General features: G+C 50.4%; 31 protein-coding genes. 21 read left to right on the top strand and 10 right to left on the bottom strand.

Going from position 1 to position 24,924, the window contains the following annotated elements; translation table 11 throughout:
* Nucleotides 1-20 precede the first annotated feature (20 nt).
* Nucleotides 21-452, bottom strand: coding sequence for a DoxX family protein (locus ACL2XP_RS09985; RefSeq protein ID WP_413730036.1), 432 nt, complete (start codon nucleotides 450-452; stop codon nucleotides 21-23).
* Between the two features lie 129 nt (nucleotides 453-581).
* On the opposite strand from ACL2XP_RS09985, the gene ACL2XP_RS09990 reads away from it, so the two are divergent.
* The 9 genes from ACL2XP_RS09990 to ACL2XP_RS10030 all read left to right on the top strand — a co-directional run bounded on the left by ACL2XP_RS09990 (nucleotide 582) and on the right by ACL2XP_RS10030 (nucleotide 8,198).
* The gene (locus tag ACL2XP_RS09990; RefSeq protein ID WP_413730037.1) at nucleotides 582-1,505 is read left to right on the top strand and encodes a LysR family transcriptional regulator; all 924 of its coding nucleotides are present in this window, start codon (nucleotides 582-584) and stop codon (nucleotides 1,503-1,505) included.
* A gap of 428 nt (nucleotides 1,506-1,933) precedes the next feature.
* Nucleotides 1,934-2,881, top strand: coding sequence for a sugar-binding transcriptional regulator (locus ACL2XP_RS09995; protein ID WP_413730038.1), 948 nt, complete (start codon nucleotides 1,934-1,936; stop codon nucleotides 2,879-2,881).
* A gap of 72 nt (nucleotides 2,882-2,953) precedes the next feature.
* The gene (locus tag ACL2XP_RS10000; protein ID WP_413730040.1) at nucleotides 2,954-3,112 is read left to right on the top strand and encodes a hypothetical protein; all 159 of its coding nucleotides are present in this window, start codon (nucleotides 2,954-2,956) and stop codon (nucleotides 3,110-3,112) included.
* Entirely contained in the window at nucleotides 3,112-3,519 is a 408-nt protein-coding gene (locus ACL2XP_RS10005; protein ID WP_413731044.1) for a mannose/fructose/sorbose PTS transporter subunit IIA, read from the top strand. The genes ACL2XP_RS10000 and ACL2XP_RS10005 overlap by 1 nt, the downstream gene beginning before the upstream one ends.
* Nucleotides 3,519-4,010, top strand: a complete 492-nt coding sequence (locus ACL2XP_RS10010; protein ID WP_413730041.1) for a mannose/fructose/sorbose PTS transporter subunit IIB — start codon at nucleotides 3,519-3,521, stop codon at nucleotides 4,008-4,010. The genes ACL2XP_RS10005 and ACL2XP_RS10010 overlap by 1 nt, the downstream gene beginning before the upstream one ends.
* Nucleotides 4,011-4,072: 62 nt before the next feature.
* A complete protein-coding gene (locus ACL2XP_RS10015; protein ID WP_413730043.1) occupies nucleotides 4,073-4,870 on the top strand; it encodes a PTS mannose/fructose/sorbose transporter subunit IIC in 798 nt (265 codons plus the stop codon).
* An 11-nt stretch (nucleotides 4,871-4,881) separates the two neighbouring features.
* Complete coding sequence (locus tag ACL2XP_RS10020; RefSeq protein ID WP_413730044.1) at nucleotides 4,882-5,706, top strand: PTS system mannose/fructose/sorbose family transporter subunit IID; 825 nt, start codon at nucleotides 4,882-4,884, stop codon at nucleotides 5,704-5,706.
* Nucleotides 5,707-5,753: 47 nt separating this feature from the next.
* The gene (gene sorE / locus ACL2XP_RS10025; RefSeq protein ID WP_413730046.1) at nucleotides 5,754-6,983 is read left to right on the top strand and encodes an L-sorbose 1-phosphate reductase; all 1,230 of its coding nucleotides are present in this window, start codon (nucleotides 5,754-5,756) and stop codon (nucleotides 6,981-6,983) included.
* A 549-nt stretch (nucleotides 6,984-7,532) separates the two neighbouring features.
* Entirely contained in the window at nucleotides 7,533-8,198 is a 666-nt protein-coding gene (locus tag ACL2XP_RS10030) for a transaldolase family protein (RefSeq protein WP_413730047.1), read from the top strand.
* A gap of 5 nt (nucleotides 8,199-8,203) precedes the next feature.
* Here ACL2XP_RS10030 and ACL2XP_RS10035 read toward each other — a convergent pair whose 3' ends face one another.
* Genes ACL2XP_RS10035 through ACL2XP_RS10045 form a run of 3 tightly spaced genes read right to left on the bottom strand, consistent with a single transcriptional unit; the run spans nucleotide 8,204 to nucleotide 9,281 of the window.
* Complete coding sequence (locus ACL2XP_RS10035; RefSeq protein ID WP_413730049.1) at nucleotides 8,204-8,683, bottom strand: substrate-binding domain-containing protein; 480 nt, start codon at nucleotides 8,681-8,683, stop codon at nucleotides 8,204-8,206.
* Nucleotides 8,665-9,099 carry a substrate-binding domain-containing protein gene (locus ACL2XP_RS10040; protein ID WP_413731045.1) on the bottom strand — a complete coding sequence of 145 codons (435 nt, stop codon included), beginning with the start codon at nucleotides 9,097-9,099 and terminating at the stop codon, nucleotides 8,665-8,667. Before ACL2XP_RS10040 ends, ACL2XP_RS10035 begins: the two co-directional genes overlap by 19 nt.
* The gene (locus tag ACL2XP_RS10045) at nucleotides 9,090-9,281 is read right to left on the bottom strand and encodes a LacI family DNA-binding transcriptional regulator (RefSeq protein ID WP_413730051.1); all 192 of its coding nucleotides are present in this window, start codon (nucleotides 9,279-9,281) and stop codon (nucleotides 9,090-9,092) included. The genes ACL2XP_RS10040 and ACL2XP_RS10045 overlap by 10 nt, the downstream gene beginning before the upstream one ends.
* Nucleotides 9,282-10,116: 835 nt before the next feature.
* Here ACL2XP_RS10045 and ACL2XP_RS10050 point away from each other — a divergent pair.
* A complete protein-coding gene (locus tag ACL2XP_RS10050) occupies nucleotides 10,117-10,461 on the top strand; it encodes a SemiSWEET family sugar transporter (RefSeq protein WP_413730053.1) in 345 nt (114 codons plus the stop codon).
* Between the two features lie 41 nt (nucleotides 10,462-10,502).
* Here the strand turns inward: ACL2XP_RS10050 and pfkA are convergent, their stop codons facing one another.
* On the bottom strand, nucleotides 10,503-11,465 hold the full coding sequence (gene pfkA / locus ACL2XP_RS10055) for a 6-phosphofructokinase (protein WP_413730055.1): 963 nt from the start codon (nucleotides 11,463-11,465) through the stop codon (nucleotides 10,503-10,505).
* A gap of 810 nt (nucleotides 11,466-12,275) precedes the next feature.
* Here pfkA and ACL2XP_RS10060 point away from each other — a divergent pair.
* The 7 genes from ACL2XP_RS10060 to ACL2XP_RS10090 all read left to right on the top strand — a co-directional run bounded on the left by ACL2XP_RS10060 (nucleotide 12,276) and on the right by ACL2XP_RS10090 (nucleotide 17,278).
* Nucleotides 12,276-12,845: a PTS glucitol/sorbitol transporter subunit IIC gene (locus ACL2XP_RS10060; RefSeq protein ID WP_413730057.1), complete on the top strand. Its 570-nt coding sequence runs from the start codon at nucleotides 12,276-12,278 to the stop codon at nucleotides 12,843-12,845.
* Complete coding sequence (locus ACL2XP_RS10065; RefSeq protein WP_413730059.1) at nucleotides 12,838-13,857, top strand: PTS glucitol/sorbitol transporter subunit IIB; 1,020 nt, start codon at nucleotides 12,838-12,840, stop codon at nucleotides 13,855-13,857. The genes ACL2XP_RS10060 and ACL2XP_RS10065 overlap by 8 nt, the downstream gene beginning before the upstream one ends.
* Before the next feature lie 15 nt (nucleotides 13,858-13,872).
* Nucleotides 13,873-14,241, top strand: coding sequence for a PTS glucitol/sorbitol transporter subunit IIA (locus ACL2XP_RS10070; protein WP_413730061.1), 369 nt, complete (start codon nucleotides 13,873-13,875; stop codon nucleotides 14,239-14,241).
* A 13-nt stretch (nucleotides 14,242-14,254) separates the two neighbouring features.
* A complete protein-coding gene (srlD, locus tag ACL2XP_RS10075; RefSeq protein ID WP_413730063.1) occupies nucleotides 14,255-15,037 on the top strand; it encodes a sorbitol-6-phosphate dehydrogenase in 783 nt (260 codons plus the stop codon).
* 48 nt (nucleotides 15,038-15,085) lie between these two features.
* Nucleotides 15,086-15,448 (top strand): transcriptional regulator GutM, encoded by a 363-nt coding sequence (locus tag ACL2XP_RS10080; RefSeq protein ID WP_413730065.1) that lies wholly within the window; start codon nucleotides 15,086-15,088, stop codon nucleotides 15,446-15,448.
* 92 nt (nucleotides 15,449-15,540) lie between these two features.
* Nucleotides 15,541-16,311: a glucitol operon DNA-binding transcriptional repressor SrlR gene (gene srlR, locus ACL2XP_RS10085; RefSeq protein WP_413730067.1), complete on the top strand. Its 771-nt coding sequence runs from the start codon at nucleotides 15,541-15,543 to the stop codon at nucleotides 16,309-16,311.
* Between the two features lie 4 nt (nucleotides 16,312-16,315).
* On the top strand, nucleotides 16,316-17,278 hold the full coding sequence (locus tag ACL2XP_RS10090; RefSeq protein ID WP_413730069.1) for a KpsF/GutQ family sugar-phosphate isomerase: 963 nt from the start codon (nucleotides 16,316-16,318) through the stop codon (nucleotides 17,276-17,278).
* Nucleotides 17,279-17,696: 418 nt separating this feature from the next.
* On the opposite strand, the gene ACL2XP_RS10095 is transcribed toward ACL2XP_RS10090, so the two are convergent.
* Complete coding sequence (locus tag ACL2XP_RS10095) at nucleotides 17,697-18,656, bottom strand: LysR family transcriptional regulator (protein WP_413730071.1); 960 nt, start codon at nucleotides 18,654-18,656, stop codon at nucleotides 17,697-17,699.
* A 150-nt stretch (nucleotides 18,657-18,806) separates the two neighbouring features.
* Between ACL2XP_RS10095 and ACL2XP_RS10100 the strand changes: the two genes are divergently transcribed.
* Both ACL2XP_RS10100 and ACL2XP_RS10105 read left to right on the top strand, forming a co-directional pair.
* On the top strand, nucleotides 18,807-20,120 hold the full coding sequence (locus tag ACL2XP_RS10100; protein ID WP_413730073.1) for an MFS transporter: 1,314 nt from the start codon (nucleotides 18,807-18,809) through the stop codon (nucleotides 20,118-20,120).
* On the top strand, nucleotides 20,113-21,333 hold the full coding sequence (locus ACL2XP_RS10105) for a M20 aminoacylase family protein (protein WP_413730074.1): 1,221 nt from the start codon (nucleotides 20,113-20,115) through the stop codon (nucleotides 21,331-21,333). Before ACL2XP_RS10100 ends, ACL2XP_RS10105 begins: the two co-directional genes overlap by 8 nt.
* A 447-nt stretch (nucleotides 21,334-21,780) precedes the next feature.
* Here ACL2XP_RS10105 and ACL2XP_RS10110 read toward each other — a convergent pair whose 3' ends face one another.
* Nucleotides 21,781-22,089 carry a hypothetical protein gene (locus ACL2XP_RS10110; protein WP_413732589.1) on the bottom strand — a complete coding sequence of 103 codons (309 nt, stop codon included), beginning with the start codon at nucleotides 22,087-22,089 and terminating at the stop codon, nucleotides 21,781-21,783.
* A gap of 45 nt (nucleotides 22,090-22,134) precedes the next feature.
* Nucleotides 22,135-22,473, bottom strand: coding sequence for an isocitrate lyase/phosphoenolpyruvate mutase family protein (locus tag ACL2XP_RS10115; RefSeq protein ID WP_413730075.1), 339 nt, complete (start codon nucleotides 22,471-22,473; stop codon nucleotides 22,135-22,137).
* A gap of 40 nt (nucleotides 22,474-22,513) precedes the next feature.
* On the opposite strand from ACL2XP_RS10115, the gene ACL2XP_RS10120 reads away from it, so the two are divergent.
* Entirely contained in the window at nucleotides 22,514-22,639 is a 126-nt protein-coding gene (locus tag ACL2XP_RS10120; RefSeq protein ID WP_413738532.1) for a hypothetical protein, read from the top strand.
* A 67-nt stretch (nucleotides 22,640-22,706) separates the two neighbouring features.
* On the opposite strand, the gene ACL2XP_RS10125 is transcribed toward ACL2XP_RS10120, so the two are convergent.
* Nucleotides 22,707-23,516 carry a citryl-CoA lyase gene (locus ACL2XP_RS10125; protein WP_413730077.1) on the bottom strand — a complete coding sequence of 270 codons (810 nt, stop codon included), beginning with the start codon at nucleotides 23,514-23,516 and terminating at the stop codon, nucleotides 22,707-22,709.
* The gene (locus tag ACL2XP_RS10130; protein ID WP_413730078.1) at nucleotides 23,516-24,145 is read right to left on the bottom strand and encodes a CoA transferase; all 630 of its coding nucleotides are present in this window, start codon (nucleotides 24,143-24,145) and stop codon (nucleotides 23,516-23,518) included. Before ACL2XP_RS10130 ends, ACL2XP_RS10125 begins: the two co-directional genes overlap by 1 nt.
* Nucleotides 24,146-24,303: 158 nt before the next feature.
* Between ACL2XP_RS10130 and ACL2XP_RS10135 the strand changes: the two genes are divergently transcribed.
* Nucleotides 24,304-24,867, top strand: a complete 564-nt coding sequence (locus ACL2XP_RS10135; RefSeq protein WP_413730079.1) for an RBBP9/YdeN family alpha/beta hydrolase — start codon at nucleotides 24,304-24,306, stop codon at nucleotides 24,865-24,867.
* Nucleotides 24,868-24,924: the final 57 nt, after the last annotated feature.

Here is a 24,924-nt window from a genome sequence, read left to right on the forward strand (position 1 = left end):
GGTTGGATGTGTGTGATGATTCAGCGAGGGTGAATAGGGGCCTTTCGCGTCCGCCCCCACAGAGCAAAAACTGCCAATGGCAACAGCACCAGATTAAGTGGCAACACCATGTATTCGCCGCGAGAAATGTGGAAAACGATTGCCAACACTTGTAGCACCGTAATGCCGCTCGCGGCCAGTATCCCTAATTGCGGCAGGATGCGCGTCAAGGCCGGCAACAGGATACCGAGACCGCCCGCCAGGTCGACTAGACCGATAAAACGCACGAATATCTCGGAAAACTCGCCCGTCCAAGGCATCATCGCGGACAATTGCGCTATTGGGGACGCCAACTTGAGGTAACCCGACATGACAAAAGTGACAAAAAGCGCACTCTGCACTATCCAAAGTCCAATCCGCAACAGCTTGTTTGCCGAAGATCCTTCTGTTGAATTTACGTCCTCTATGCTCATACGTTTTCTCTCCTATGCAGTCAAGGTTTGAGCATAAAGCGATCACTCCATCAAAGATACCCGGATTGTTTTCATAAACAACTTCAATTATTCTTATGGTTATGAATTGTCTAACCGCGGAGTAGGGATATGAATGCCTTAACGCTCGATCAGCTATTGGTTTTTATCACCACCGTCGACCAAAGCAGTTTCTCAAGTGCGTCACGTGTACTCAATCGAACCCAATCCGCCGTGACTTACACCATACAGAAGCTGGAGGATCAGGTAGGAATAGCACTCTTTGATCGCAGCGCCTACCGTCCTTCGCTTACCCCTACAGGGAAGGCATTGCTGCCGCGAGCGCGGCGTATTCTTGCAGACGTTAACGCACTGCATAATCATGCGAAGGCGATGGCTCAAGGGATGGAGGCTGAAGTACGTTTCGGCGTATCGGAAATGGTGCCCATTACGCAACTTGCGCCGATATTGGCTGCGTTTCGCGTTGAATTTCCCACGGTCGTTCTTCGCATCTCCCGGGCATCGTTCGGTTTGGAGGAATTGCTGGTCGCGGGGAAGTTAGACCTTGCCGTTCTGCTGGAGATCGATTTGCCCGCCACGCTCGACCGAAACCGCTTGTCGAGCATGGATTTGGTCGCCGTCGCGGCCCCGGGACATCCGCTCGTCCTGCATCAAAGTCCTGTTACCGTGGATATGCTGCGCAAAGAATTACAAATCGTGCTGACCGATCCGCGCGACGCGGCCCGAAGTCGCGAACATGGCGTTGCAGCGCTGGACAGCTGGCGGGTGACTGATTTGACGACCAAACATGGGCTGCTTTATGAAGGGCTGGGTTGGGGCAGTATGCCCGAACCGCTTGTTGCTGCTGATATTGCCGCGGGGCGTCTAGTTGTGCTGGAGGTCGAGCGCTGGGACGGCGGTGATTATTTGCCACGCATCAACATCGTTGCCGCTCAGTCAGTTGAACGAGCGGCGGGACCGGCACGCGCGGCACTATTTGCTGCATTAATCGATAAATATCCTGACGATGGCCTGGCCCGTTCAAATCATAGATAGGCATGTCTACGCATCTGGCCGCCTACTTGGATGGTGTCCGGTTTGCAGAACGAGTTATTCCAGTGCCAATTGAATGAACGTGGTGGGCCAGATGTTCGTTTCCTCATCCTTCGGCGTATGCCAGCGCGCAGCCACTTGTCGCTGGGTGAAACTGCCGCAATTAATTGTGATCCACAACACATATACTCACAAAAGCGCACGGTCGACCGTCTTGCAATTTTGTCCCATCAATAAAATAAGAATCAATGTGTTAACTACTAATGCACAAATGTGCTTATTTATAAACTACATAGAAACATTTATGCAGTATAATAATTCAATTATTCAGATTAAATACCATAAAAAGCCTTTGAAACTCCCCGCGAAACTTGTTATATCAAAGTAATCAAGTCATAACGGAGTTTGCACATATGTGCAAGTGAGCGGGAATGGAAAACAGCGATGATGTCCGTCTAATCGTGAAAATTGCCCAGCTTTATTATGGGCAGGACATGACACAGGTACAGATTGCCCGTGAACTTGGTATTTATCGCACCACCATTAGTCGTTTATTAAAGCGTGGCCGCGAGCAAGGCATTATCACGATCGCCATTAATTACGACCATAACGAGAATTTATGGCTGGAACAACAGCTTAAGCAAAAATTCGGCCTGAGGGAGGCGGTGGTCGCGTCCAGTGACGCGGACCAGGAAGAAGACAAGCTTGCCGTGATGGGGTTGCACGGCGCTCAGTTGGTTGACCGGTTGTTGAAGCCGGGTGATATCATCGGTTTTTCGTGGGGGCGCGCCGTGCGGGCGCTGGTCGAAAATCTGCCTCAGGCCAGTCAGTCGCGCCAGGTGATTTGTGTGCCAATTATCGGCGGCCCCTCCGGTAAGCTTGAGAGCCGTTACCATGTGAATACGCTTACCTATGGCGCGGCCGCGAAACTGAAGGCGGAGTCACATCTGGCCGATTTTCCCGCCTTGCTGGATAACCCGTTTATCAGAAACGGCATTATGCAATCCCAGCATTTTAAAACCATCTCTGCTTTTTGGGATAACCTGGATATTGCACTGGTAGGGATCGGCTCACCGGCGATCCGTGATGGCGTCAACTGGCATGCTTTTTACGGCAGCGAAGAGAACGACGATCTGAACTCCCACCCGATTGCAGGGGATATCTGTTCACGGTTTTTTGATATTAACGGCAACGCTGTTGAAACCACTATGAGTGAAAAAACGCTGGCCATTGAAATGCCGCGTATTAAAAAGGCGCGGTATTCCATCGGCATTGCGATAGGTGAAGAAAAATATTCAGGCATTCTTGGCGCCTTGCATGGAAATTATATCAATTGTCTGGTAACTAATCGGGAAACGGCTGAGTTATTACTTAAGTAACAAAAAGAAATAAAAATTAACGCGGAATTTATCTGCGGCGGGACCATTTTATCCGAGAAACGGGAGTCTATTATGCAAACGTGGTTAAAACTGGCCAGTAACGTTTTTATTGTTATCGGCGGCGCATCCGGCAGCGGTATGAATAAGGGTGTCGGGCAGCTATCGGCACCGGGTGTCAAGGGCAGATGGCGCACAAAAATGACGGCGACACAAGACGAGAGGGAAGCATGATGGCTAATGCAATCTTTTGTGCTCACGGCAAGCTCGCCAGCGCGATGCTTGAATCCGTTCAGATGGTGTATGGCGACACCAATGTGACCGCGGTGGAATTTGTTCCTGGTGAAAACGCGGCGGATATTGTCGCCAAATTGACGGCTATCATCGCTCCTCACCCGGATGAAGAGTGGCTGGTTGCCGTCGATTTACAGTGCGGCAGCCCCTGGAACGCGGCGGCCTCCCTGGCGATGAAAAATGCGAAATTGCATCTCATCAGCGGCCTGTCATTGCCGCTGGCGCTGGAGTTGGTCGATAACCAGCAGAATATGGCCGCCGATGCGCTTTGCGCACACCTGACGGCTGTCGCAAGCCAATGTTGCGTGGTCTGGCAACAGGTAAAAACCCTAGAGGAAGATTTCTGATGAAGATAACTCTTGCCCGTATCGATGACCGTTTAATCCACGGCCAGGTCACGACCGTCTGGTCAAAAGTGGCTAACGCACAGCGTATTATTATCTGCAATGACGATGTTTATAACGATGAGGTCCGCCGCACTTTATTACGCCAGGCCGCACCACCTGGAATGAAAGTCAATGTGGTCAATATCGAAAAGGCCGTCGCCGTATATCATAATCCGCAATATAAAGATGAAACCGTTTTTTACCTTTTCACCAATCCGCAGGATGTATTAAGCATGATCAAGCAAGGTGTAAATATCGGAACTGTGAATATTGGCGGCATGGCTTGGAGACCCGGGAAAAGACAGTTAACCAAAGCTGTTTCTCTGGATGAACAGGATATTGAAGCGTTTCGTGAGCTGGATAAATCCGGAGTGAAACTGGATCTGCGTATAGTCGCTTCAGACCCGTCCGTTAATATTCTAGAAAAAATAAAAGAACAGTCTTTCGTCTAGTAATACAGTCGCCTGTTTTATGCCGTAACAGGCAGGGATGACTATACCTGAAAGGTGATATTATGGAAATCAGTACCCTACAAATTATAGCAATATTTATATTTTCGTGTATTGCCGGCATGGGCAGCGTGCTGGATGAATTTCAGACCCACCGTCCGCTGATTGCCTGTACCGTTATCGGGCTTATTCTCGGCGATGTGAAAACCGGCATTATGCTGGGCGGCACACTTGAACTGATTGCGCTCGGGTGGATGAATGTCGGCGCGGCGCAATCACCGGATTCCGCACTCGCCAGTATCATCTCCGCCATTCTGGTGATCGTCGGCCATCAAAGTATTGCTACGGGGATTGCCATAGCACTGCCTGTGGCCGCCGCGGGACAGGTGTTGACGGTATTCGCCCGCACGCTCACCGTCGTCTTTCAACATGCCGCCGATAAGGCCGCCGAACAGGCGCGCTTTCGCACCATTGACATCCTCCACGTTTCAGCTCTAGGCGTACAGGCGCTGCGTGTCGCCATTCCAGCACTAGTCGTGTCGCTGTTCGTCAGCGCCGATATGGTCAGCAATATGTTGAACTCAATCCCGGACTTCGTCACGCGTGGGCTGCAGATTGCCGGCGGTTTTATCGTGGTGGTTGGCTACGCTATGGTGCTGCGCATGATGAGCGTGAAATACCTGATGCCCTTTTTCTTCCTCGGCTTCCTGGCCGGCGGTTATCTCAACTTCAGCCTGCTGGCCTTCGGTGGTGTGGGCGTGATCATTGCGCTGGTCTATATCCAGCTTAACCCTCAATGGCGTAAAGCCGAACCGCAATCCGCCCCTGCCGAATCGGGTGCGCTTGACCAACTGGATGACTAACGGAGCCCGCCATGGAACCCAAAAAACTTACTCGCGCTGACTTGTTCAACATGTTTTTACGCTCAAATTTGCAACAGGCGTCATTCAATTTTGAACGCATTCATGGACTGGGCTTCTGCTATGACATGATCCCGGCGATCAAACGTCTCTATCCCCGCAAGGAAGACCAGGTAGCAGCACTTAAACGACATTTGGTGTTCTTTAACACCACGCCTGCGGTCTGCGGCCCGGTGTTAGGGGTAACCGCAGCGATGGAAGAAGCGCGCGCCAATGGCGCGCAGATTGACGATGGCGCCATCAACGGCATCAAAGTCGGCATGATGGGGCCTCTGGCCGGCGTCGGGGATCCCCTGGTCTGGGGAACTCTGCGACCGATTACCGCCGCGCTGGGCGCGTCTTTGGCGCTCAGCGGCAATATTATCGGGCCGCTCTTGTTTTTCTTTATTTTCAATGCGGTGCGCCTGGCGATGAAGTGGTACGGCCTGCAGTACGGCTTTCGTAAAGGAGTCAATATCGTCAGCGATATGGGCGGCAATCTACTGCAAAAACTGACCGAAGGCGCCTCCATTCTCGGTCTGTTCGTGATGGGCGTGCTGGTGACGAAATGGACCAGCATCAATGTGCCATTGGTGGTATCGAAAACGCCCGGGCCGGATGGCGCGACCATCACCATGACGGTGCAGAATATCCTCGACCAGCTGTGTCCCGGCCTGCTGGCATTAGGACTGACATTGCTGATGGTGCGGTTGCTCAACAAAAAAATCAATCCGGTATGGCTGATTTTCGCTCTGTTCGGCCTGGGGATACTGGGTAACGCGCTGGGCTTTTTGTCCTAATTTTATACCCCGGCGATGCCGGGAAAACCTTAACAACGAGGTGGTTTATGAAAACGACGGCTTTACGCCTGTACGGCAAACGCGACCTGCGTTTGGAAACTTTTGAGCTTCCTGATATGCAAGATGATGAAGTCCTAGCGGCGGTAGTCACCGACAGCCTGTGCCTCTCCTCCTGGAAAGAGGCCAATCAAGGCGAAAACCATAAAAAGGTGCCCGATGATGTGGCAACAAACCCCATTATTATCGGCCATGAATTTTGCGGCGATATCATCGCGGTGGGCAAAAAATGGCAACATAAATTCAAGCCAGGCCAGCGCTATGTCATTCAGGCTAATTTACAATTACCTGATCGTCCGGATTGCCCCGGATATTCTTTCCGGTGGGTGGGTGGCGACGCCACTCATGTGGTGATCCCCAATGAAGTAATGGAGCAGGATTGTCTGTTGGTATATGAGGGGGAAACCTATTTTGAAGGGTCGCTGGTCGAGCCGCTGTCCTGCGTTATCGGTGCGTTCAACGCCAACTATCATCTGCAGGAGGGCACCTACAATCACAAAATGGGTATTCGTCCGCAAGGACGAACGCTTATCCTCGGCGGTACCGGGCCGATGGGATTACTGGCGATTGATTACGCGCTGCATGGCCCAGTAAACCCCTCCTTACTGGTGGTGACAGGCACGCGTGAAGACAAATTGAACTACGCCTGTAAACATTATCCCTCAGAGCCGCAAACACAAATCCACTGTTTGAATGCGCGGGAGGCGACGTACGATGCGTTGCTAGCACTGAGCGACGGGCACGGCTTTGATGATATTTTTGTTTTCGTGCCTGAAGAGGAGCTTGTCACTAAGGCGTCCTCGCTGCTGGCTCCGGATGGCTGTCTGAACTTCTTCGCCGGGCCGCAGGATAAACAGTTTACCGCGCCGGTTAACTTTTATGATGTGCACTATGCCTTTACCCATTATGTGGGCACTTCCGGCGGCAATACCGACGATATGCGTACTGCGGTAAAACTGATAGAAGAGAAAAAAGTACAGGCGGCAAAAGTTGTTACGCATATCCTTGGGCTGAATGCGGCAGGGGAGACGACGCTGGATTTGCCGGCTGTCGGTGGCGGAAAAAAACTGGTCTATACTGGGAAATACTTGGCATTGACTGCCCTCACTCAGATCCAAGATCCGGAGCTGGTGGCAATTTTGGATCGTCATAAAGGTATCTGGTCCGGCGAAGCGGAGCAGTATCTACTAGCTCATGAACAGGAAATCAACCAAGATTAACCTGATACCCCGCGCTGCATATCGCAGGCGGGGTGCATTGATCATTTCTCTTCGGACGCGTCGATGATATGGCTGATTCCTCCGATGCCTGACAGGAAGGAACATTATATTTTCGACGAAGGTGAAAAATCATAACTGAGAAATTGTGATCAATATCACTTAAGCGAATTGTCCAAGTGAATAACATACCCATAAATGACAACGTTGTCATTTTGAGGTAGTTAAATAACAATATTAATTTATTGATTCTATTAAATAAATTATTGTTTGTTTTGTGAACCAACTATAAAAATAAAAATGATTTCATTCTAAAAATTTTTGGAACTTACCGTGAGGCCAATGTTGGCCTTTGTTGGTTATGCAATCTCCATTCATTTGATTAGAGGGTGATCTTTACCACTACTGCCTGGCATTTTTCTTCTTTTTCATAGCCAAGTAAATGTGACTGAACTGAAGCTTTGTGGATGCAACAGCAGAACAGAGAGAGAGGGAGTCAAGCTGGGTTATGTTGTCGTTCACGAGTGATAACACTATAAGAGGGTATATTGGATGAAAATTTATGTCGATACCGCTAATTTGAATGAAATTAAAAATCTTGAAGCCAGTTTACCTCTTGCCGGAGTAACGATGAATCCAAGTATAGCGGCTAAATCAGCGGTTAAAATGTCAGTGTTAATTCCCCAGATTCGCGCCATTTTGGGACCCAATAAGCTGATTTTTGCTCAAGTCATTGCCTCAGATAGGGATGGCATAATTGAAGAAGCTAAACGTCTTAGTCGTTTGGACGATGCAATCGTCGTCAAAATCCCTGTGACGGTAGAAGGTATACAAGCAATTAAAAAAATGAAAGAGGCGAATATTAAAACGTTGGGAACCGCCGTCTATAACGCCACCCAAGGCTTGCTGGCAGCCCTAGCGGGCGCTGAATATGTCGCCCCGTATTTTAATCGTATTGAGGCAATTTCTGGCAACGGCATCGAGACGGTCACTTCATTGGTCAAACTTTTGGAAATGCATGCTCCGCATTGCAAGGTTTTTGGTGCCAGCTTCAAAAATAACCGACAGTTTCTTGAATGTTTGTTAGCAGGTTGCGAATGTGTTACTTTGCCGGCGGATCTTGCGGGCAAATTATTGGACAATGCCCTTGTGGAAGCTGCTGTTCTTCAGTTCCAAAATGATTGGAAAAATGCGTATGGGAACCTTGAAGTACACTGAAGAATTTATGCGGTTTTTATAAAGGAAGTGTCATGGATACTTCCTTTTTCATATCCTCTGCAAATAAATATCTGAGTGAATGTTACAATATTTATCACTGATTGCCTGACTATTAAATCGGCGCTCAATCTCTTTATAATTTTCTCAGTACGATTTTTTTTCACTATCTTGTCTATCAACATGCTCGCCGCTGTTAATCCCATCTGATAGGCAGGTTGTTTAATAACAGTTAATGGTGTGGGGAAGAAACTTGCCCATTTGGGATCATCAAACATAAGAAAAGATAAATCATCTGGCAGGGAAAGGCCACATTTATAGATAGCAGATACAACACCTTCTCCTATGAAATCATTAGCAGCAATAATGGCTGTGGGAATTGGTTTTCTGGTCAGGTAATTCATGACTTCACTGCATGCTCTTTCCTGTAATTTGTCAGTTTCCATTATCAAAATAATATTATTTTTTATTACTGACGCACTCTCCATGATGGCATTTTTGAAACCATCGAGTCTTTCCTTGAATGTGGTAATCGCAAGTTGCCCGTACAATATAATATATTTCTATGCCCTAGATTGAGCATATAATTTGTTGCAAGTTTCATACTTTCATGATTATTAATTAATACCTGGTCGCTGGATGGGAATCCTGATAATCGATCTACTTCAACAATAGGCAAATGGTTTAATTTTTCTATATTATTAATTGAGTTAGCAGTCGGAACAATAATCAAGCCTTGCAGCATATTGCTTTTCAGAAGATGAATAATTTGGCGCTCAATCGCTTCATTTTCGGAGGACGTTCCAAAGATCACGGTATAGCCTTTATCTATTGCAATTTTCTGGATTGCGGTAATAATCTCGCCGTGAAATATGTTAATTATATCAGAAACTATTACACCGATAGTTTTCGATTCCCACTGCGAAGTTTTCTGGCGATGGTATTGACTTCATATCCAATTCCTTGCGCCGCAAGCAGAACTTCATCGCGGGTTTTTCTCGTCACCAGGTCTGAATCTCTTAATGCCCTTGATACTGTAGAGTTCGACAGCTTTAGTTTTTTAGCTATGTCTGCGATGCTTGCCATTTGTGTCTCTTTGTCAAATTAAGCTGAAAAATCCCGCTTACGGTTTGCGGTAGTCTTATAACGCATCTGGGTAACCCCTTTCAGTCCGCTCAGGTTTACAAGAAAAGCGGTCTTGACGTAGTGCCCCAGCTTCTGTTAATTGATGTGATAGCTGCGCGGCCATTAAACAACAAAATACGCAATCCAAAACCAGTCTGTAATGTTCATTTCATTTAGTTACATTTTTATGCTATGGTAATTGAACTATAGATATTGACATTATCAAGCAGACACTATTTGTCAAAGGTTAAGATTTGCATAAAAGAAAAGAAAAAATTTCAAAATGGGTAAGTGTTAGTGTTGATGCTGGCGCTGGCGCTCTACAGCGTTCATGCACGAGTTCATTCAACTCTGAAGGACACCATCGCGGGATATCCCGCTTCCTTAAGATCCGCAACCCCCCGTATTGCACGCGTATTTACAATATTTCGTCACCTTAATGTTTCGCTTCAAACAAAAAATCTTCTCTCCCGCAGGCCAACTCCAACATCGATCTATTCGCCGCATGGGTAAGGTGAGCATTCATGAAAAAATAGAGAAGGGTAGTGGCGAAAAATTCGTATAAGAGAGGGGTTGTCTTTTGTATGGCAAGTAGGGCTTGCACTGACATCAGGATGCTATGTAGCTGAGAAAGCCACTGAATTGCATTTTCGGGCTCATATGACCCGTTGTTCCCCCTTTCCTCCTTAGGCAACACAATGTTATTTGTAAAGTTAAGGCATTATTAAATAAGGATATAGCAGAGTCGCAGAGGTAGCTAAGACCAGTTTATCACAACGAAGATACGAGGTATGATATGAAGAATCTGATGATTGTCGCAGCGACTATAATTTTGGCGCTGCTGTCGTTTGTGCTCCTGTCGCCGTGGCCAATTTGGCAGGGAACGCTTGCGGCGTGGGTAACCACTGGTTCGTTTTTCCTGCAGGTTATGCATATCATCAAAAACAAAGACACCAGCAGCCTCTCATTGGGAATGTGGGCAGTGCTATTCCTGGGCGTTTCCTGTTGGGCTGGTTATGGTTTTCGCATGGGGGACTTCCCCATTATGATATCGAACGGAATCACCGCTATGTTGGCACTTACGGTGATCTCACTCAAGTTATGGAATGAGCGCCCGATTAGTAAGAGTAATCGTTCCTGACCGGGACGCATCCTGGGAAGTAAGTAGGGCGCTTGAGCTGGTTAAAACAGCGTTTTGGCAGTTTTGAACAAATCGCTTTTAAAAGGGCGCTTCATATTTTCAATAGCATCGATAATATCGTGATGGACAAGCTTTTCGTTTTGCACGCCAACGCAGCGTCCACCATAGCCTTTTAATAACAATTCTATTGAAAAAGCACCCATGCGGGAGGCCAGAATTCGATCATAGGCAACCGGGCTGCCACCGCGCTGGATATGTCCTAAAACCGTGGCGCGGGTTTCTCGACCGACCGCTTTTTCGATATATCGCGCCAAATCGCTGACATTGCAAACATGCTCTGTAATAGCGACGATGGCGTGTTTTTTGCCTTTGGCAATGCCAGCTTGGATTTCGGCAACCAAATCTCCCGGATTAAATTTTACCTCAGGCAATACCATAAACTCACAACCACCGGCTATGGCCGCCGCCAGGGTCAAGTCACCGCAATAACGCCCCATCACTTCAACGATAGAAATACGTTGATGGGAAGAAGACGTGTCACGTAGTCGGTCAATCGCTTCTACCACGGTCTCCAGTGCGGTAAAATAACCGATAGTGTAATCGGTACCGGCAACGTCATTATCAATGGTGCCGGGTAGGCCGATGCAGGGAAATCCCGTTTCAGTTAACCGTTTTGCACCCATATAGGATCCATCGCCACCGATAACCACTAATGCATCAATTCTGCGTTTGTTCATATTTTCAATGGCAATGGCGCGGGTTCCTTCTTCTCTGAATTCAGGAAAGCGGGCAGAACCCAAAAAGGTACCACCACGGTTAATCATATCTGAAACGCTATAACGGTCCAGTTTACTTATTCGATCTTGAAACAAGCCGAGGAAGCCGTCATGGACGCCATAGACTTCTAGCCCTTGGGAAAGACCGGCACGGACCACTCCCCGGATTGCCGCATTCATACCTGGTGAATCACCACCGCTTGTCAGCACACCTATTTTTTTAATCATAACGACCTCTGAATATTAGATATGTTCATAGTTCACATTACGCTCATTTGATTTATGGCCTCTAAAAACTTCGATTATACATACAGCATAGAACGGCCATGTTCAAAAACAGGTGCGGTATCAGCGCTAACATGAATGTCTGATAGCGGATAATATCGCCGAATTTGCGAAAAAAATTAATATTAAAATAACATTTATACATACAAGTAATTATAAACAGCCATAAGGATGCTTGGAAAAAACACAGAGAAGGCGTAATTAGGTGTTTGGTTACTTTACAGTTTCATTTTTGATAAGGAGAAAACAATGGCAAATAGAAACCCTCTCAATCCCGAAAAATCCATCCCTAAGTCCGAAGGTAGCACACAACACAATAGTCGGAACGACGACGGGACTATAAGGAAAAAACGGGATAATGCAGGTAAATTTTGCAAATAATTTGTATAAGTCCGCAGGGAAAAGGTTGCCACTTGGCAACCTTAATTCCTCGGAGCCATCATGCATGGAGTCTTCACCACAAAAATCCACTCAGGGCAGCGTTTTTTCGGTTCCCATAGTTTTCAAGCTCTTGGGTCTTCGTCCCCAAGCCAATTTCTTTCAGTTTGCTATCTCCCCCGTCCAATCTTAACTTTTGGCGAGGTCAAAGCTGTCAAAGCTAAAGTAAAAGATAAAATCTTTCATTTAGATCTGTTATTTTAATCATAATGATCATTTTTGTGATGAAAGACGCTTTTTTGTGCACTATTTAGATCTATATTTCTTTCGAAATAAACGATATTACAAGGTGTGCCCACGCAAAGGAGTTTCAGAATGATTGAAATTATTACCCATGGAGCCGAATGGTTTATCGGGCTCTTTCAGGAAGGCGGGAAGACTTTTGTCGGCATGGTGACCGGTATTCTTCCTTTACTTATCAGTCTGTTGGTTGTAATGAATGCGTTAATCGTTTTTGTTGGACAAAAGCGGATAGAAGCACTGGCGCAACGTTGTGCTGGCAACCCTGTTTCACGCTATCTGTTATTGCCTGTTATCGGAACGTTTGTTTTCTGTAATCCGATGACGCTGAGCCTGGGTAGATTCATGCCCGAGAAGTACAAACCCAGCTATTACGCTGCGGCGTCCTACAGCTGTCATTCCATGAACGGGTTGTTCCCCCATATTAACCCGGGTGAGTTGTTCGTTTATCTGGGTATCGCTAACGGGCTCACCACGCTTCACCTTCCACTGGGACCGCTCGCCGTCAGCTATCTGTTGGTCGGCATGGCGACGAATTTTGTTCGGGGCTGGGTAACGGACCTTACCACGGCTATTTTCGAAAGAAAAATGCACATACAGCTTGATAGTCAGGTTCGTTTAACGGGCGGAGTCCAAAATGTCTAAGATAATAGAAGTTCATAAAGGTGAAAGTGGCTGGGGTGGGCCGCTGTTTTTGACAGCCACGGCAGGCAAAAAAATTGTTTATATTACCGCAGGCACCCGCCCGGCAATTGTTGACCGGCTAAAAGAGCTGACCGGCTGGGAAGCGGTTGATGGCTTTAAAGAGGGTGAACCGCCGGCAGACGAGATTGGTGTTGCTGTCATCGACTGTGGCGGAACCCTGCGTTGTGGGTTATATCCTAAGCGCCAAATCCCCACCATCAATATCCATGCCACCGGTAAATCCGGTCCATTGGCGCAGTTCATTACGGAAGATATTTACGTCTCCGGTGTCAGAGTGGGTGACATTCGTGCCGCCAATGATAATGAAGCACTTTCAATACCTTCAGCACTTAAGCCACAAAACGATAAACAAACTGGCGCAACCGCCGGGGCTGGCGCTAAAGGTCGTGATTACGATACCAGCAAAAAAATCACCGAACAAAGCGACGGCTTATTAGCAAAAGTGGGGATGGGAATGGGCTCAGTAGTCGCCGTCTTCTTTCAGGCCGGCCGGGAAACCATTGACACTGTACTCAAGACCATCCTGCCATTTATGGCTTTTGTCTCCGCGCTTATTGGCATCATCATCGCTTCCGGCCTGGGGGATTTTATCGCACACGGTCTGACGCCGCTGGCAAACAGTCCCATTGGTTTAGTGACATTAGCATTGATCTGCTCCTTTCCGCTCCTGTCGCCTTTTCTTGGCCCAGGTGCGGTCATCGCGCAGGTCATCGGTGTCCTGGTCGGCGTGCAAATTGGTCAGGGCCTTATCCCCCCCCATCTGGCGTTGCCAGCGTTATTTGCCATTAATGCGCAGGCCTCTGCCGATTTTATCCCGGTCGGCCTGTCGCTGGCTGAGGCCAAGCAAGACACCGTGCGGGTGGGTGTGCCGTCGGTACTGGTTGGCCGCTTCCTGACCGGTGCGCCGACTGTTCTCTTGGCCTGGGCTGCGTCCGGTTTTATTTACCAGTAAGCAATGGAAAGGGTTATGAAAACTATTTATGAATCTACGTTCGTTTCAGCTGGCGCAAATGCCACGGAATCCTTCGAGGATAATTTCATTATCACTTTTGCAGAAGGTGCACCGGCTGAAGTAGCCGAATACTGCTTTATTCATCGTCCGAATATTAATCTGGAGGCCCCCTTCAACCCGGGCTCCTTGATAACAATTGGTGAGCAAAGCTGGCTGGTCACGGCTGTTGGGGAAGTGGCAGAAACCAACCTACGTGAATTAGGCCATATCACTGTGAGATTTGACGGAGCCATAAAGGCTGAGTTTCCGGGAACGGTTCATGTCGAAGGCCCAACGCCTACATCAATCGAACCCGGTCAGAAGTTTCGTGTATTAAATGAGTAAACAGGAGAATAAAATGGATCAGGTTGCTGTAGTTATCGGTGGTGGTCAGACACTGGGCGCTTACCTGTGTAAGGGACTCGCCGAGGCGGGTTATAAAGTTGCTGTAGCCGACCTCAATGCCGGCAACGCCGACGCGGTGGCGGCGGAGATTAACCAATCTCATGGGGAGGGGCAGGCGTCCGGATTTCAGGTGGACGCCACCAATGAAGAAAGCGTTATCGCGCTGGCTAAGGCTATTGATGAGACATTTTTAGGTGCTGCAAATTTGCTTGTTTACAGCGCGGGTATCGCAAAAGCCGCACCTATCACCCAATTTGCTCTCAACGATTTTGACCTGTCGCTTCAGGTTAACTTGGTGGGATATTTCTTGTGCGCCCGGGAATTTTCAAAACTGATGATCCGCGATACTATTCCAGGAAGGATTATCCAAATTAACTCAAAATCCGGCAAAGTGGGTAGTAAACATAATTCTGGTTACAGTGCGGCCAAATTCGGTGGTGTGGGGCTGACTCAGTCGCTGGCACTCGATTTAGCGGAGTACGGTATCACTGTTCATTCCCTGATGCTGGGTAATCTGCTCAAGTCACCCATGTTCCAGTCACTCCTCCCCCAATATGCCAAAAAGCTGGGTATCCGGGCAGATGAGGTGGAGCAGTTCTATATTGACAAGGTGCCGCTCAAACGGGGGTGCGACTATCAGGACGTCCTCGATGTGCTAATTTTTTATGCAAGTGACAAAGCATCCTATTGTACGGGCCAGTCTATCAACATTACCGGCGGACAGGTCATGTTCTGACATAAGGCCGGCAGCCTGCGCTGCCGGCTTTTACCGGGAGGTTTCAGAATGAACTCAGTTAATATGCTGATATGTTTGGCGGGACTTGCTTGGGCCGGACAGATAGTGCTCGGCTGGCTGCAGATGCGGAAATTTAATGAAGCTCTGGCGCAACTGCCGGCAGAAAATCGGGTCGGGATCGGACGCTCGGGGGGCCGTTTTATGCCGCGGCTGGTCCTGGTTCTTAGTGTGGACAGCAATAATATTGTAACCCAATCCTTTATTATGAAGGGGATAACGGTTTTTTCCCGCCCGGTGGCGGAAGATAAACTTCAAGGTATGCGGCTCGAGCATATTAATCCAGAGCAACTCTATCCGCAAAGTAAAGCCATGCGAGCTGCACTGGGATTAGCTATCTCAAATAAAAGGTGATATCTTTTAAATCGAAAGATATCCCTTCCCATCACGAATATGGTTGTGCGAATGTGAATGGAATCAATAGGGGCTCAGACAGGGAAACCAGGATGAAACCAAAACAACGGCAAACTCAGATAATCGAATACCTTCACGGTAAAGGGCATACCACGGTCGAAGAGTTGATAGCGCGCTTCACTACGACTGGGACCACCATTCGCAAAGACCTTACTCACTTACAGCAACAAGGTGCGGTTATCCGGACTTACGGTGGCGTAATGCTTACCCGTGATGAGGGAGACCAGCCCATTGACAGAAAAACGTTTATCAATATTGAAAAGAAAAAGCAGATTGCTGCGTGTGCCGCGAGACTTATCTCTGAAGGCGACTCGCTGGTTTTCGATGCCGGTAGCACGGTATTACAGATGGTGCCGCACCTGGCAAAATTTAACAATATCACTGTCATGACCAACAGTCTGAGCATCGTGAATGAATTGGTCGAATTGAATAATGATCAAGTCATCCTGATGCCCGGCGGGACATACCGCAGTACTTCCGCCTCTTTTCATGGAAGTCTTGCTGAATCGGCTTTCAGCCACTTTAGCTTCGATAAATTGTTTATCGGCGCGGATGGCGTTGACCTGAATGCGGGTGTCACTACCTTTAATGAGGTGTTTGCCGTCAGCCAGGCTATGTGCCGCGCTGCCCAAAAGATCATTCTCCTTGTGGACTCCTCAAAATTCGGCCGTAGAAGTCCGAATGTAGTTTGCTCCCTTGAGTCGGTGAATGTACTGATCACAGACAGCGGCATCTCAGACGATATTACTGCGCAACTGCGTGCACGGGGTATAAAGGTCATCATTGCCGGAAAAGAAGAGTAAAGCCATGCGCGAAATCTTGATGAACGCCGCCAGAGAAACGCTGCAAACTGAGATTAATGAAATCATTTGCCTGTCTGAACGAGTTGATGATCCCTTCGTTGATGCCTGTAAACTGATACTGACGTGTCGTGGAAAAGTGATCGTCAGTGGGATCGGTAAATCAGGCCATATCGGCAAAAAAATTGCGGCCACGCTGGCCAGCACCGGTACGCCCGCTTTTTATGTTCATCCGGCTGAGGCGCTGCATGGCGATCTGGGTATGATAGCGGCGGGCGACGTGGTGATACTGATATCCTATTCAGGACATGCGGCTGAATTCCGTCGAATGATGCCGCTGTTACGTGCATTGCCTGTCGGCGTTATCGCTTTTACCGGTAATCCTGATTCACCCCTGGCCTGCAGTGCAGATCACGTTATCACAACATACGTCACGCAAGAAGCCTGCCCGCTAGGCCTTGCCCCCACTTCTTCCGCAGTCTGTACCCTCATGATGGGTGATGCCATGGCGATTGCGCTAATGAAGGCACGAAATTTCAGTGAACTGGATTTTGCGCGCACCCACCCCGCTGGTAGCCTGGGCACGCGTCTTCTCAGCCGTGTAGGCGACATCATGCGGACCAATGATAAAATTCCTCAGGTCAAGGACAATGCCACGGTTACTGATGCCTTGTTTGAGCTGACCCGAACCGGGCTAGGGCTGGTAGCTGTGATCAACAGTGATGAGGCGCTTTGCGGCGTTTTTACTGATGGCGATTTGCGCCGCTGGCTGTTAAAAGGCGGTCAACTCAACGAGGCGGTGTCGTATGCGATGACGGCAGGAGGAGTCAGTCTGAGCGCAACGCAGCTGGCGTCTGAAGCGTTGGCTTTGTTTCACGAAAAGAAAATATCAGCTGCCCCCGTTCTCTCTGTTGACTCTCGGCTTATCGGCTCCATCAGTATGCATGATATCCACGAAGCCGGCCTTTGATAACTAAGTATTTGATAGAATGGATTGGTGCTGGCAAGCCCTTATCGGCATTCACGCGCGTGATGCTGGCGCAGCTGTCACGGATTTGAGGTTCGATATTACGGTATCAGGAGCGATAATTCCAATGCCTTATGGCGGTTCAATAGTGTAGGTGCAGATTCGACATGAATTCATTTGAGCCGCAGTTAATAGGTTTTTCCGTGCGGGACGTTACCGCTACGCTCGGCAGCCCATAATCTAGGGTCCAATGGTCGCCAGAAAAAAATGGGTGAGCTCGAATATACATGTAGTTAAAAAGTACTCCTTCGTCCCTTGCTCAACTCGGTCTGTTACCCGTTAAAGTAGCCAACGGCAGTACCATTTATCTTCGGGGTGTGACAGACGTGCACGATGGTGTCGCTCCGCAAAACAAGATCGTTTACGTTGATGACTCGTCTGATGATGATCTTACGTCCGCTTGAGCAGGGGGAATGTCCAAGGCGGCGTCGAGCGATATTGAACGACAGGCCTGACGCAGTCCGTCAATCAGGCCGCCGGCCCTGCCGCGTACATGGATCATGCCGAAGGCAGGGCTCCAGTAATCCGATACAAGTGGGATACGCACAATATCTGCGGGGGGTAGTCCACCCTTAGTCGGGAGCGGATAAAGGTTAAAGACAGAATAACCGAGACCGGCGGCGACCATGTTGTACGCCATTTCGCGCGAACCGACCGTATAGCCGACACGCGGCCTGACGCCATGATGATCGAAAAGGCCGGCGTAATAACGCCGGGCGCCATCGAAATCGAGCAGGATATACGGCTCTTCCTTCAGTTCTGATAAATGAACTTCCTTCTTTCCCGCAAGATGATGAGTGGGATGCAAGCCGATGTGGAGAGGTGACTTGAACAGTTCAATAAACTCCAGCGAGGGATGAATATCGTCATTGAATGTGAATGCCGCCGACAGTTTTCCGGCGCGGACCGCTGCCGACAGCCCCTGCGAGCTCTCTTCAACGAGCTGGATATGCCCGTTCAGCATGGATTGGGACAACCGCGCTATCAGAGACGGCATAATGAGCGCGCCCGCGCTGGCAAGCACACCCAGCGAAATGTCGCGCGCCCAATCCAAGGGAATATGTGCCGCTGCTTGTTCAAAGCCGCGGTAGGCCCCGAGAAACTCTTCGGTAAGCGCCGTAAAACGCTCACCGTCCCGAGTTAGTTTCATGCCCTTGGCCGGTTCGCCGACAAACAGGCTGATATGGAGCCGGTCCTCAATAAGGCGAATGGCCTCCCGTATCGAGGAGACCGAGACCGACATGCGCTCGGACGCTTTAGCGAGCGAGCCAGTCTGTTTTACCGCCACAACGTAGCGCAGCTGCTTGATCGAATAGGACACGCATTTCCCGGATTTATCACGGTGACAGGCAATGGATAGAATACATTTTTTGTACGTATTGCGCATTATTAATGCATTTTCTCCAACGAGGTAATTTCGCTACGCTGGTCCCGTAATCAACAAACCAATCGGCACCAGGGGGGGAGGGAAATGGCAAGAAGCACGACGGCAGTATCCGCCGGCGAACAGGATGAAGCTAAGACCGGCACGCCAGGGAAAGCGGCAAGTATTGCGGCAGTAACGCTCGGCAATGCGCTTGAATTTTATGATTTCACCCTCTACAGCATTTTTGCCGCTATCATCGCCCGGCAATTTTTTCCGGCAGATACGCTGCTGGGTAGCCTGATGCTGTCGGTGGGGGTGTTCGGTGTCGGTTTCCTGACGCGTCCACTGGGAGGGATACTGATTGGAGCTTATGCCGACCGCAAGGGAAGGAAAGCCGCAATGACCCTGACCATCGCCCTGATGGCGCTGAGTACGGGTCTGCTCGCCGTTATTCCACCCTATGCGGCTATTGGCATCGCCGCGCCCTGTCTGGTGGTACTGGCCCGCCTCATCCAGGGCTTTTCCGCCGGCGGCGAAATGGGACCGGCCACCACCTATCTGCTGGAACGGGCGCCTGCCGACCGGCGGGGGCTATATACCAGCTGGCAGTCAGCCAGTCAGGGTCTGTCATTCCTGCTAGCCGGCATCATCGGTTATCTGATGACGCAAATCCTGCCGAAAGAGAGCCTGGAGGCCTGGGGATGGCGGCTGCCGTTCCTGCTGGGCGTCCTGATCGCCCCGGTCGGCATGTATATCCGTAATCGCCTTCCCGAAACATTGGAAAGCGGGCGGACGTACGGTTCGACCAGGGAAGTTCTTACCGACTTGCTCGCCGGCCATGGCCGTACAGTGATATTGGCGGGCCTCGCCATCGCGGGCGGCGCCGTCACCATGTACATTTCGAGCTATATGACCACCTATGCGATGACAACGCTCAGGCTTCCTGCCGGGGTCTCGATGCTTGCGACACTGGTGACCGGCGCGACCATGGCGATAATGAGCCTGCTGGGAGGATGGCTGTCGGATCGGTTTGGCCGCAAAGCGGTCATGATCATCCCGCGCATGCTGCTGGTCCTAGCGGCCTATCCCGCCTTCATGCTGATTACGCGGGAACAAACGGGGACCATGCTGCTCCTGATGGTCGCGCTGCTCGTGACGTTGCATTCCCTCAATGCCGGCGTGATGCTTGGCATGATCCCGGAATCCTTTCCGAGCCGGGTGCGCAGCATCGGCCTGTCTTTTTCCTATGCCGTCGCCGTCACGATCTTCGGCGGAACGGCGCAGTTTGTGGTCACCTGGCTTATCGCCGTCACCGGCAATCCGATGACGCCGGCCTGGTACCTGGTCGGCGCCAATGCCGTCGCCGTGGTTGCCATGCTGATGATGCGTGAAACGCGGCATACAGCGCTCAATGATTAAACAAGATTTGGAATATACGGTAATGAAGAACACCCTATTTAAAAAGATCGGCGAGTACCTTCCCCAATTGATCGCCATCCGGCGGGATATTCACCAGCACCCTGAAACGGCGTTCGAAGAGCGGCGAACCTCAGCGCTGGTCGCCAAAACGCTTGAAGGCTGGGGGATCGCCGTGACGCGCGGGATCGCCGGTACGGGCCTGGTTGGCACAATCCGTGGGCGTCGGCCCGGGATACGCAGTATAGGACTCAGGGCGGATATGGATGCCCTCAATATTGAGGAAGCGACCGGCCTGGCCTATTCCTCAGGATACCCAGGCAAGATGCACGCCTGCGGCCATGACGGTCATACGGCCATGCTATTGGGCGCAGCCCGTTATCTTGCCGGGGATCCCGACTTTGCGGGTACGGTCCACCTCATCTTTCAACCGGCGGAGGAGGAGGGAGGGGGAGGGCGCAAGATGATCGAAGAAGGCCTGTTCGAGCGCTTTCCTTGCGACGCCGTTTATGGCTTGCATAACGAGCCGGGACTGCCGGCCGGCCGGTTTGGCATCCGGCCGGGTCCAATGCTGGCCAATGTCGATACCTGGGCTGTCAGGTTCGCAGGCACCGGAGGGCACGGCGCGGTGCCACATCGCGCCGTGGATCCCAGCCTACCGCTGGCGCATTTTCTGCTTGGCCTGCAGACCATCATCGGCCGTAACGTTCCTGCCCGCGAGACCGCGGTTATCAGTACCGGTTATATCGCGGCGGGTCATGTACGCTCCACGAATGTCATCCCCAGTGAGATAGTGGTACGAGGCACCGCGCGCTCCTATGAGCCATCGGTCAGAAATATACTGGAACGGCGTCTCTCCGAACTGGCGGTCAATCTGGCGGCCGCGCATGAATGCACGGCTGTGGTCAGCTATGAGCGGGGATATCCCGCTCTAATCAATGCCACGGAGCAAACGCAACTCGCCGCCGCCGCCGCCGTACGCACGGTGGGTGAGGAGCGGGTCGAAGCGCTTTATCCGGCCATCACCGCAGGAGAGGACTTCGCCTACATGCTGGAGGAGCGGCCGGGAGCGTTTATGCTGATAGGCAATGGCGTAGAGGCCGACGGCACGTTTCATCACGTCCACACGCCGCGCTTCGATTTTAATGACGATATCCTGTCGTTCGGGATCGGCTATTGGATCAATATCGTAAAACTGGAATTGGTTACTGAATGAATGCTTGCTGTAATTTGGCGCGCACGCGTACGATAAGGCGTTCTGAGCAGTGATTTATATCATTATCTAACCAGTGTATAAATTAAAAGTATTCAAATTTAAGACGAGAAATCCGCAATGCCGTGTGTCTGAACATCTGCCGATCCTGCTCAGCGCTTAAAATAGGCGGTAATGGCATCAAATGCCCCAGACAGTTGAGGTAAAGTAATTTTTAGCGAAATTAATGGCGATCCTAATGCGTTAATTACCAAATAAGCAATTGATCAATGCGAATTCACGCATTTGGTGATTGATATTTTTGCTAAAATCAGCGTTACAATCGAAAAAATGGGGCGGAATTGTCTTTGACCTACTCACTGGATCTCATAAGTTTCCTCTTTCAGTCATGGATGAATTCGGCCGGAAATAACATGAAATGAATCATTAAATTATTTTTCTGCCATTGGGCTATCTGTTGTTTAAACACCCTGTAGCCAACATTTGGAATATGTCTTCGACACGGAATATATGCTGGCCCGCTTCCAGGAATCGCCCGGTACGAAGAATGATGTTACATACCTTCGTCATTGCCGCATGGGCCGCCCTTATCTGGTGGTTATCATCGATGACATCTGTGATCCCGGCCAGCCCCAGTTCGTCTTCCGTCAGGTGCGGGTAGGCGGTCGGAATGGCATATAACGGTTTCAAGATCCCAGATGAAGCGCTAAGCTCGCTGTAATGCGCTGCGAATTCAAGCACCTCCTGCCCGGAAGACATTTTCGAATGTACCAAAATGGCATCGGATTCAGAGTGCAAGTAACGTTAGGCTCGTCTCACTGCTTCCGCCATTCCCGCGCCGGCGATCAGCGCCTCAGTTCGTGCAATTATCATGAAATCGGGGCTTTGAATCGCTCGTTTAGTGGCAGCAATTTTCGCAACGAACACCTCAAGATCTTCCAGATTATGGCTGACACTGGCGGCAAGGCTTGAACGCTTGGGAAAAACCTTATCTTCGATGACGACCGCCGACACCCCTAACGCTTCCAACCGGGCACAAAAATGCTGGCAGGCAACAGGCTCTCCGCCCGTATCAACATCAACGATCAAAGGTAACATTGTCGCCGATGCTATTTCCTCAACCGTTTCAAGACGCTTTTCCAACTGACCCAGTTCAATGTCGGGAAGCGCCCGGGAAGTCGCAATGCTGAATCCCGAAATCTATAGTCCGTCGAAACGCGCAGTCTTGCCGGAGGCTATTTCCACTGCTGCTTCCGATGCCACCAGCGCGGAGAGCGGGTTATGGCATTCCATGAAGCGCAGCGTATGACCGGAAGTAAGACTGTGCTTTAATCGTGGCCGGCGTTCCTCCGGCAAGAGATGCATATCAAGTAGCGTCATTTGACAGCCTCATCGATAGCGGCTGGTGAAGTGAACGGCCCATCATAAGCAAAAGGAAAACGGATCCGCATGGGTTTCTCGCGCGTCAATTCCTCACGTACATGGGCGGCAACCCCGGCGCAACGGCCGATGATAAAGATCAGCCTGCCGATCAATGGCTCAAAGCCCATGCCCAACAGTATCGCCGCGATAGCACCGTCAACATTGACCGGAAATTTGCGGCCATGCTCGGCTTCCAGCGCCCGTTTAAGCGCACGCATCATGGCGATCTCCTGGCCGCAAATACCCAGCGTCTCCGCCTGACGCCAAAGCTCACGCGTTCTGGGATCTTCGGTATGAAAGCGATGTCCAAGACCGGGAAGCCGGCGTTTTTCCCGCTTTGATTGCGCGACCAGCCCGGCGGCCCGCTTTGCCATATCGTCCGGCGATGTCACGTCTTTGAAGGTGTCCGCCAGCATCACCATGGACGCTTCCCCTGCTCCGCCGTGAGCGTCACCTATAGCGAGCAAACCGCCCCCCACCGCCGCCTCCGGCGCACGGCGATTGCCGCTCGCAATGACGCGGGCGGTCAACATTGATGGCGATGTGGGACCATGGTCGCAGGTGGATATAATAATGGCATTGAACAGCGCGGCTTCCGCCGGGGACGGACGATGTCCGGTGAAAAGGAGATAGACAACCTCGCCAAAAGAACCCCATTGCATCAACGTTTCTATAGGCACGCCGCGAACAGCCAGGCGGCCATTGCCAAAATCCGTGATCCCCGTACGCCAGGCGGTGTGTTGCAGTTCTTCCGCTTTTTTCATCAGGCCCTCCGCTCAATTTTCGTCGATTGTGATAAAGCAGTTTCAGCCGCAATCTCGCCAAGTATATCGTCACGATCCTGATCCGCACGCGGCCCAATACGCCGTATACGACCGGGCGTACGGGAAAAACGCGGGACGACGGCATGCATCGGATAAGTGCCGAGTTCCGGGTCCTCCACACTTTCCATCACGCCACGCCCGGTTACGTGCGGATCGGTGAGCAGTTGGGCGATGTCATAGACCGGCGCGCCGGCAATCCCCTCGGTCTCGAAGGTGCCCATAAGTTCAGCTAAAGTGAATGAAACGAGTTTGTCGGCCACAATGGCGTCAATCGCATCGCCGTTTTCCACACGCGCTTCATGGCTGGCGAACCGATCGTCTTCAAGAAGATGCCCGAGCCCGAAGATACGGAAAAATTTTTCGGCCATCACGGGCGTGGACACTGAAATGACGACCCATCGATCATCCCGTGTCAGGTAGATGTTGCGCGGCGCATTGTTCGGCGAGCGGTTGCCACGCCGTTCGGGAACATGGCCAGTTAGACGATAGGCGGCGGCAACCGGTCCCAGTACGGAAACAATTGGCTCCTTTCTCATAGAACAGGTGGGGTTGTGGTGGATTGTTATCATCGATTTTTTGCAGTACGGTAAAAGATGTGATGATCACCATCCGTGTCTCACTCCGGGATGCGTTGTAAACAGCGTGACATCCGCTGGGGTTACCCTTTGTTTCTTCGCGTTTCTGGTTCGGTTGGCCGTAATAAAAGGCTCTGAGTGAGGAAAAATTAATGAAAATGCCTGATCGGCTGGTGATTGTTCATGGATTCCTGTCAACGCCTCGCCATCACTGGTTTCGCTGGCTGAAAGCGCAATTCGAAAACCAGGGAACCCAGGTTATCCTGCCTCGAATGCCTGCTCCCCGGACACCCAAGCCAGAACAATGGTTGTCCCATTTAACACACAGTGTCCCTACACCCACATGCCATACCTGGTTTATCGCCCATAGCCTGGGGTGTATTCCCTTGATGCATTATCTTGCTTCTTTAAACGAAGGGAGAGTCGTTGGGGGAGCCATCCTGGTGGCGGGGTTTGCCGAACCGGTTCCTTTATTGCCTGAACTGAATGATTTTACCCGGCAAAGAATTGATTATAGGCAACTCAAAGAGAACGTTCACCATCTTATTACGTTGCGGTCGATGAATGATGATATGGTCCCGCCTGACTTCACACTGTCACTGAGCCGCGAACTCTCTGCCGAGCTTTATAGCTTTCCTGCGGCGGGACATTTCAGGGATCGGGATGGTTTTTGCCAGTTTCCCGCTTTGTTGAAGGTCTTGCATAAGTACCTGTAATTCCTTTATATCAAGCTTTTAGCAAGCCAACAGTATCAAATCAAAATGAATTGGCCA

The organism is Sodalis sp. RH21 (assembly GCF_047324175.1).
In the GTDB taxonomy this organism is placed as follows: domain Bacteria; phylum Pseudomonadota; class Gammaproteobacteria; order Enterobacterales; family Enterobacteriaceae; genus Acerihabitans.

Coding starts and splice junctions, on each gene's coding strand:
- ACL2XP_RS09985 (WP_413730036.1), bottom strand. CDS start 452: ATGAGCATAGAGGACGTAAATTCAACAGAAGGATCTTCGGCAAACAAG.
- ACL2XP_RS09990 (WP_413730037.1), top strand. CDS start 582: ATGAATGCCTTAACGCTCGATCAGCTATTGGTTTTTATCACCACCGTC.
- ACL2XP_RS09995 (WP_413730038.1), top strand. CDS start 1,934: ATGGAAAACAGCGATGATGTCCGTCTAATCGTGAAAATTGCCCAGCTT.
- ACL2XP_RS10000 (WP_413730040.1), top strand. CDS start 2,954: ATGCAAACGTGGTTAAAACTGGCCAGTAACGTTTTTATTGTTATCGGC.
- ACL2XP_RS10005 (WP_413731044.1), top strand. CDS start 3,112: ATGGCTAATGCAATCTTTTGTGCTCACGGCAAGCTCGCCAGCGCGATG.
- ACL2XP_RS10010 (WP_413730041.1), top strand. CDS start 3,519: ATGAAGATAACTCTTGCCCGTATCGATGACCGTTTAATCCACGGCCAG.
- ACL2XP_RS10015 (WP_413730043.1), top strand. CDS start 4,073: ATGGAAATCAGTACCCTACAAATTATAGCAATATTTATATTTTCGTGT.
- ACL2XP_RS10020 (WP_413730044.1), top strand. CDS start 4,882: ATGGAACCCAAAAAACTTACTCGCGCTGACTTGTTCAACATGTTTTTA.
- sorE (WP_413730046.1), top strand. CDS start 5,754: ATGAAAACGACGGCTTTACGCCTGTACGGCAAACGCGACCTGCGTTTG.
- ACL2XP_RS10030 (WP_413730047.1), top strand. CDS start 7,533: ATGAAAATTTATGTCGATACCGCTAATTTGAATGAAATTAAAAATCTT.
- ACL2XP_RS10035 (WP_413730049.1), bottom strand. CDS start 8,683: ATGGAGAGTGCGTCAGTAATAAAAAATAATATTATTTTGATAATGGAA.
- ACL2XP_RS10045 (WP_413730051.1), bottom strand. CDS start 9,281: ATGGCAAGCATCGCAGACATAGCTAAAAAACTAAAGCTGTCGAACTCT.
- ACL2XP_RS10050 (WP_413730053.1), top strand. CDS start 10,117: ATGAAGAATCTGATGATTGTCGCAGCGACTATAATTTTGGCGCTGCTG.
- pfkA (WP_413730055.1), bottom strand. CDS start 11,465: ATGATTAAAAAAATAGGTGTGCTGACAAGCGGTGGTGATTCACCAGGT.
- ACL2XP_RS10060 (WP_413730057.1), top strand. CDS start 12,276: ATGATTGAAATTATTACCCATGGAGCCGAATGGTTTATCGGGCTCTTT.
- ACL2XP_RS10065 (WP_413730059.1), top strand. CDS start 12,838: ATGTCTAAGATAATAGAAGTTCATAAAGGTGAAAGTGGCTGGGGTGGG.
- ACL2XP_RS10070 (WP_413730061.1), top strand. CDS start 13,873: ATGAAAACTATTTATGAATCTACGTTCGTTTCAGCTGGCGCAAATGCC.
- srlD (WP_413730063.1), top strand. CDS start 14,255: ATGGATCAGGTTGCTGTAGTTATCGGTGGTGGTCAGACACTGGGCGCT.
- ACL2XP_RS10080 (WP_413730065.1), top strand. CDS start 15,086: ATGAACTCAGTTAATATGCTGATATGTTTGGCGGGACTTGCTTGGGCC.
- srlR (WP_413730067.1), top strand. CDS start 15,541: ATGAAACCAAAACAACGGCAAACTCAGATAATCGAATACCTTCACGGT.
- ACL2XP_RS10090 (WP_413730069.1), top strand. CDS start 16,316: ATGCGCGAAATCTTGATGAACGCCGCCAGAGAAACGCTGCAAACTGAG.
- ACL2XP_RS10100 (WP_413730073.1), top strand. CDS start 18,807: ATGGCAAGAAGCACGACGGCAGTATCCGCCGGCGAACAGGATGAAGCT.
- ACL2XP_RS10105 (WP_413730074.1), top strand. CDS start 20,113: ATGATTAAACAAGATTTGGAATATACGGTAATGAAGAACACCCTATTT.
- ACL2XP_RS10110 (WP_413732589.1), bottom strand. CDS start 22,089: ATGTCTTCCGGGCAGGAGGTGCTTGAATTCGCAGCGCATTACAGCGAG.
- ACL2XP_RS10120 (WP_413738532.1), top strand. CDS start 22,514: ATGCTGAATCCCGAAATCTATAGTCCGTCGAAACGCGCAGTCTTGCCG.
- ACL2XP_RS10125 (WP_413730077.1), bottom strand. CDS start 23,516: ATGAAAAAAGCGGAAGAACTGCAACACACCGCCTGGCGTACGGGGATC.
- ACL2XP_RS10130 (WP_413730078.1), bottom strand. CDS start 24,145: ATGATAACAATCCACCACAACCCCACCTGTTCTATGAGAAAGGAGCCA.
- ACL2XP_RS10135 (WP_413730079.1), top strand. CDS start 24,304: ATGAAAATGCCTGATCGGCTGGTGATTGTTCATGGATTCCTGTCAACG.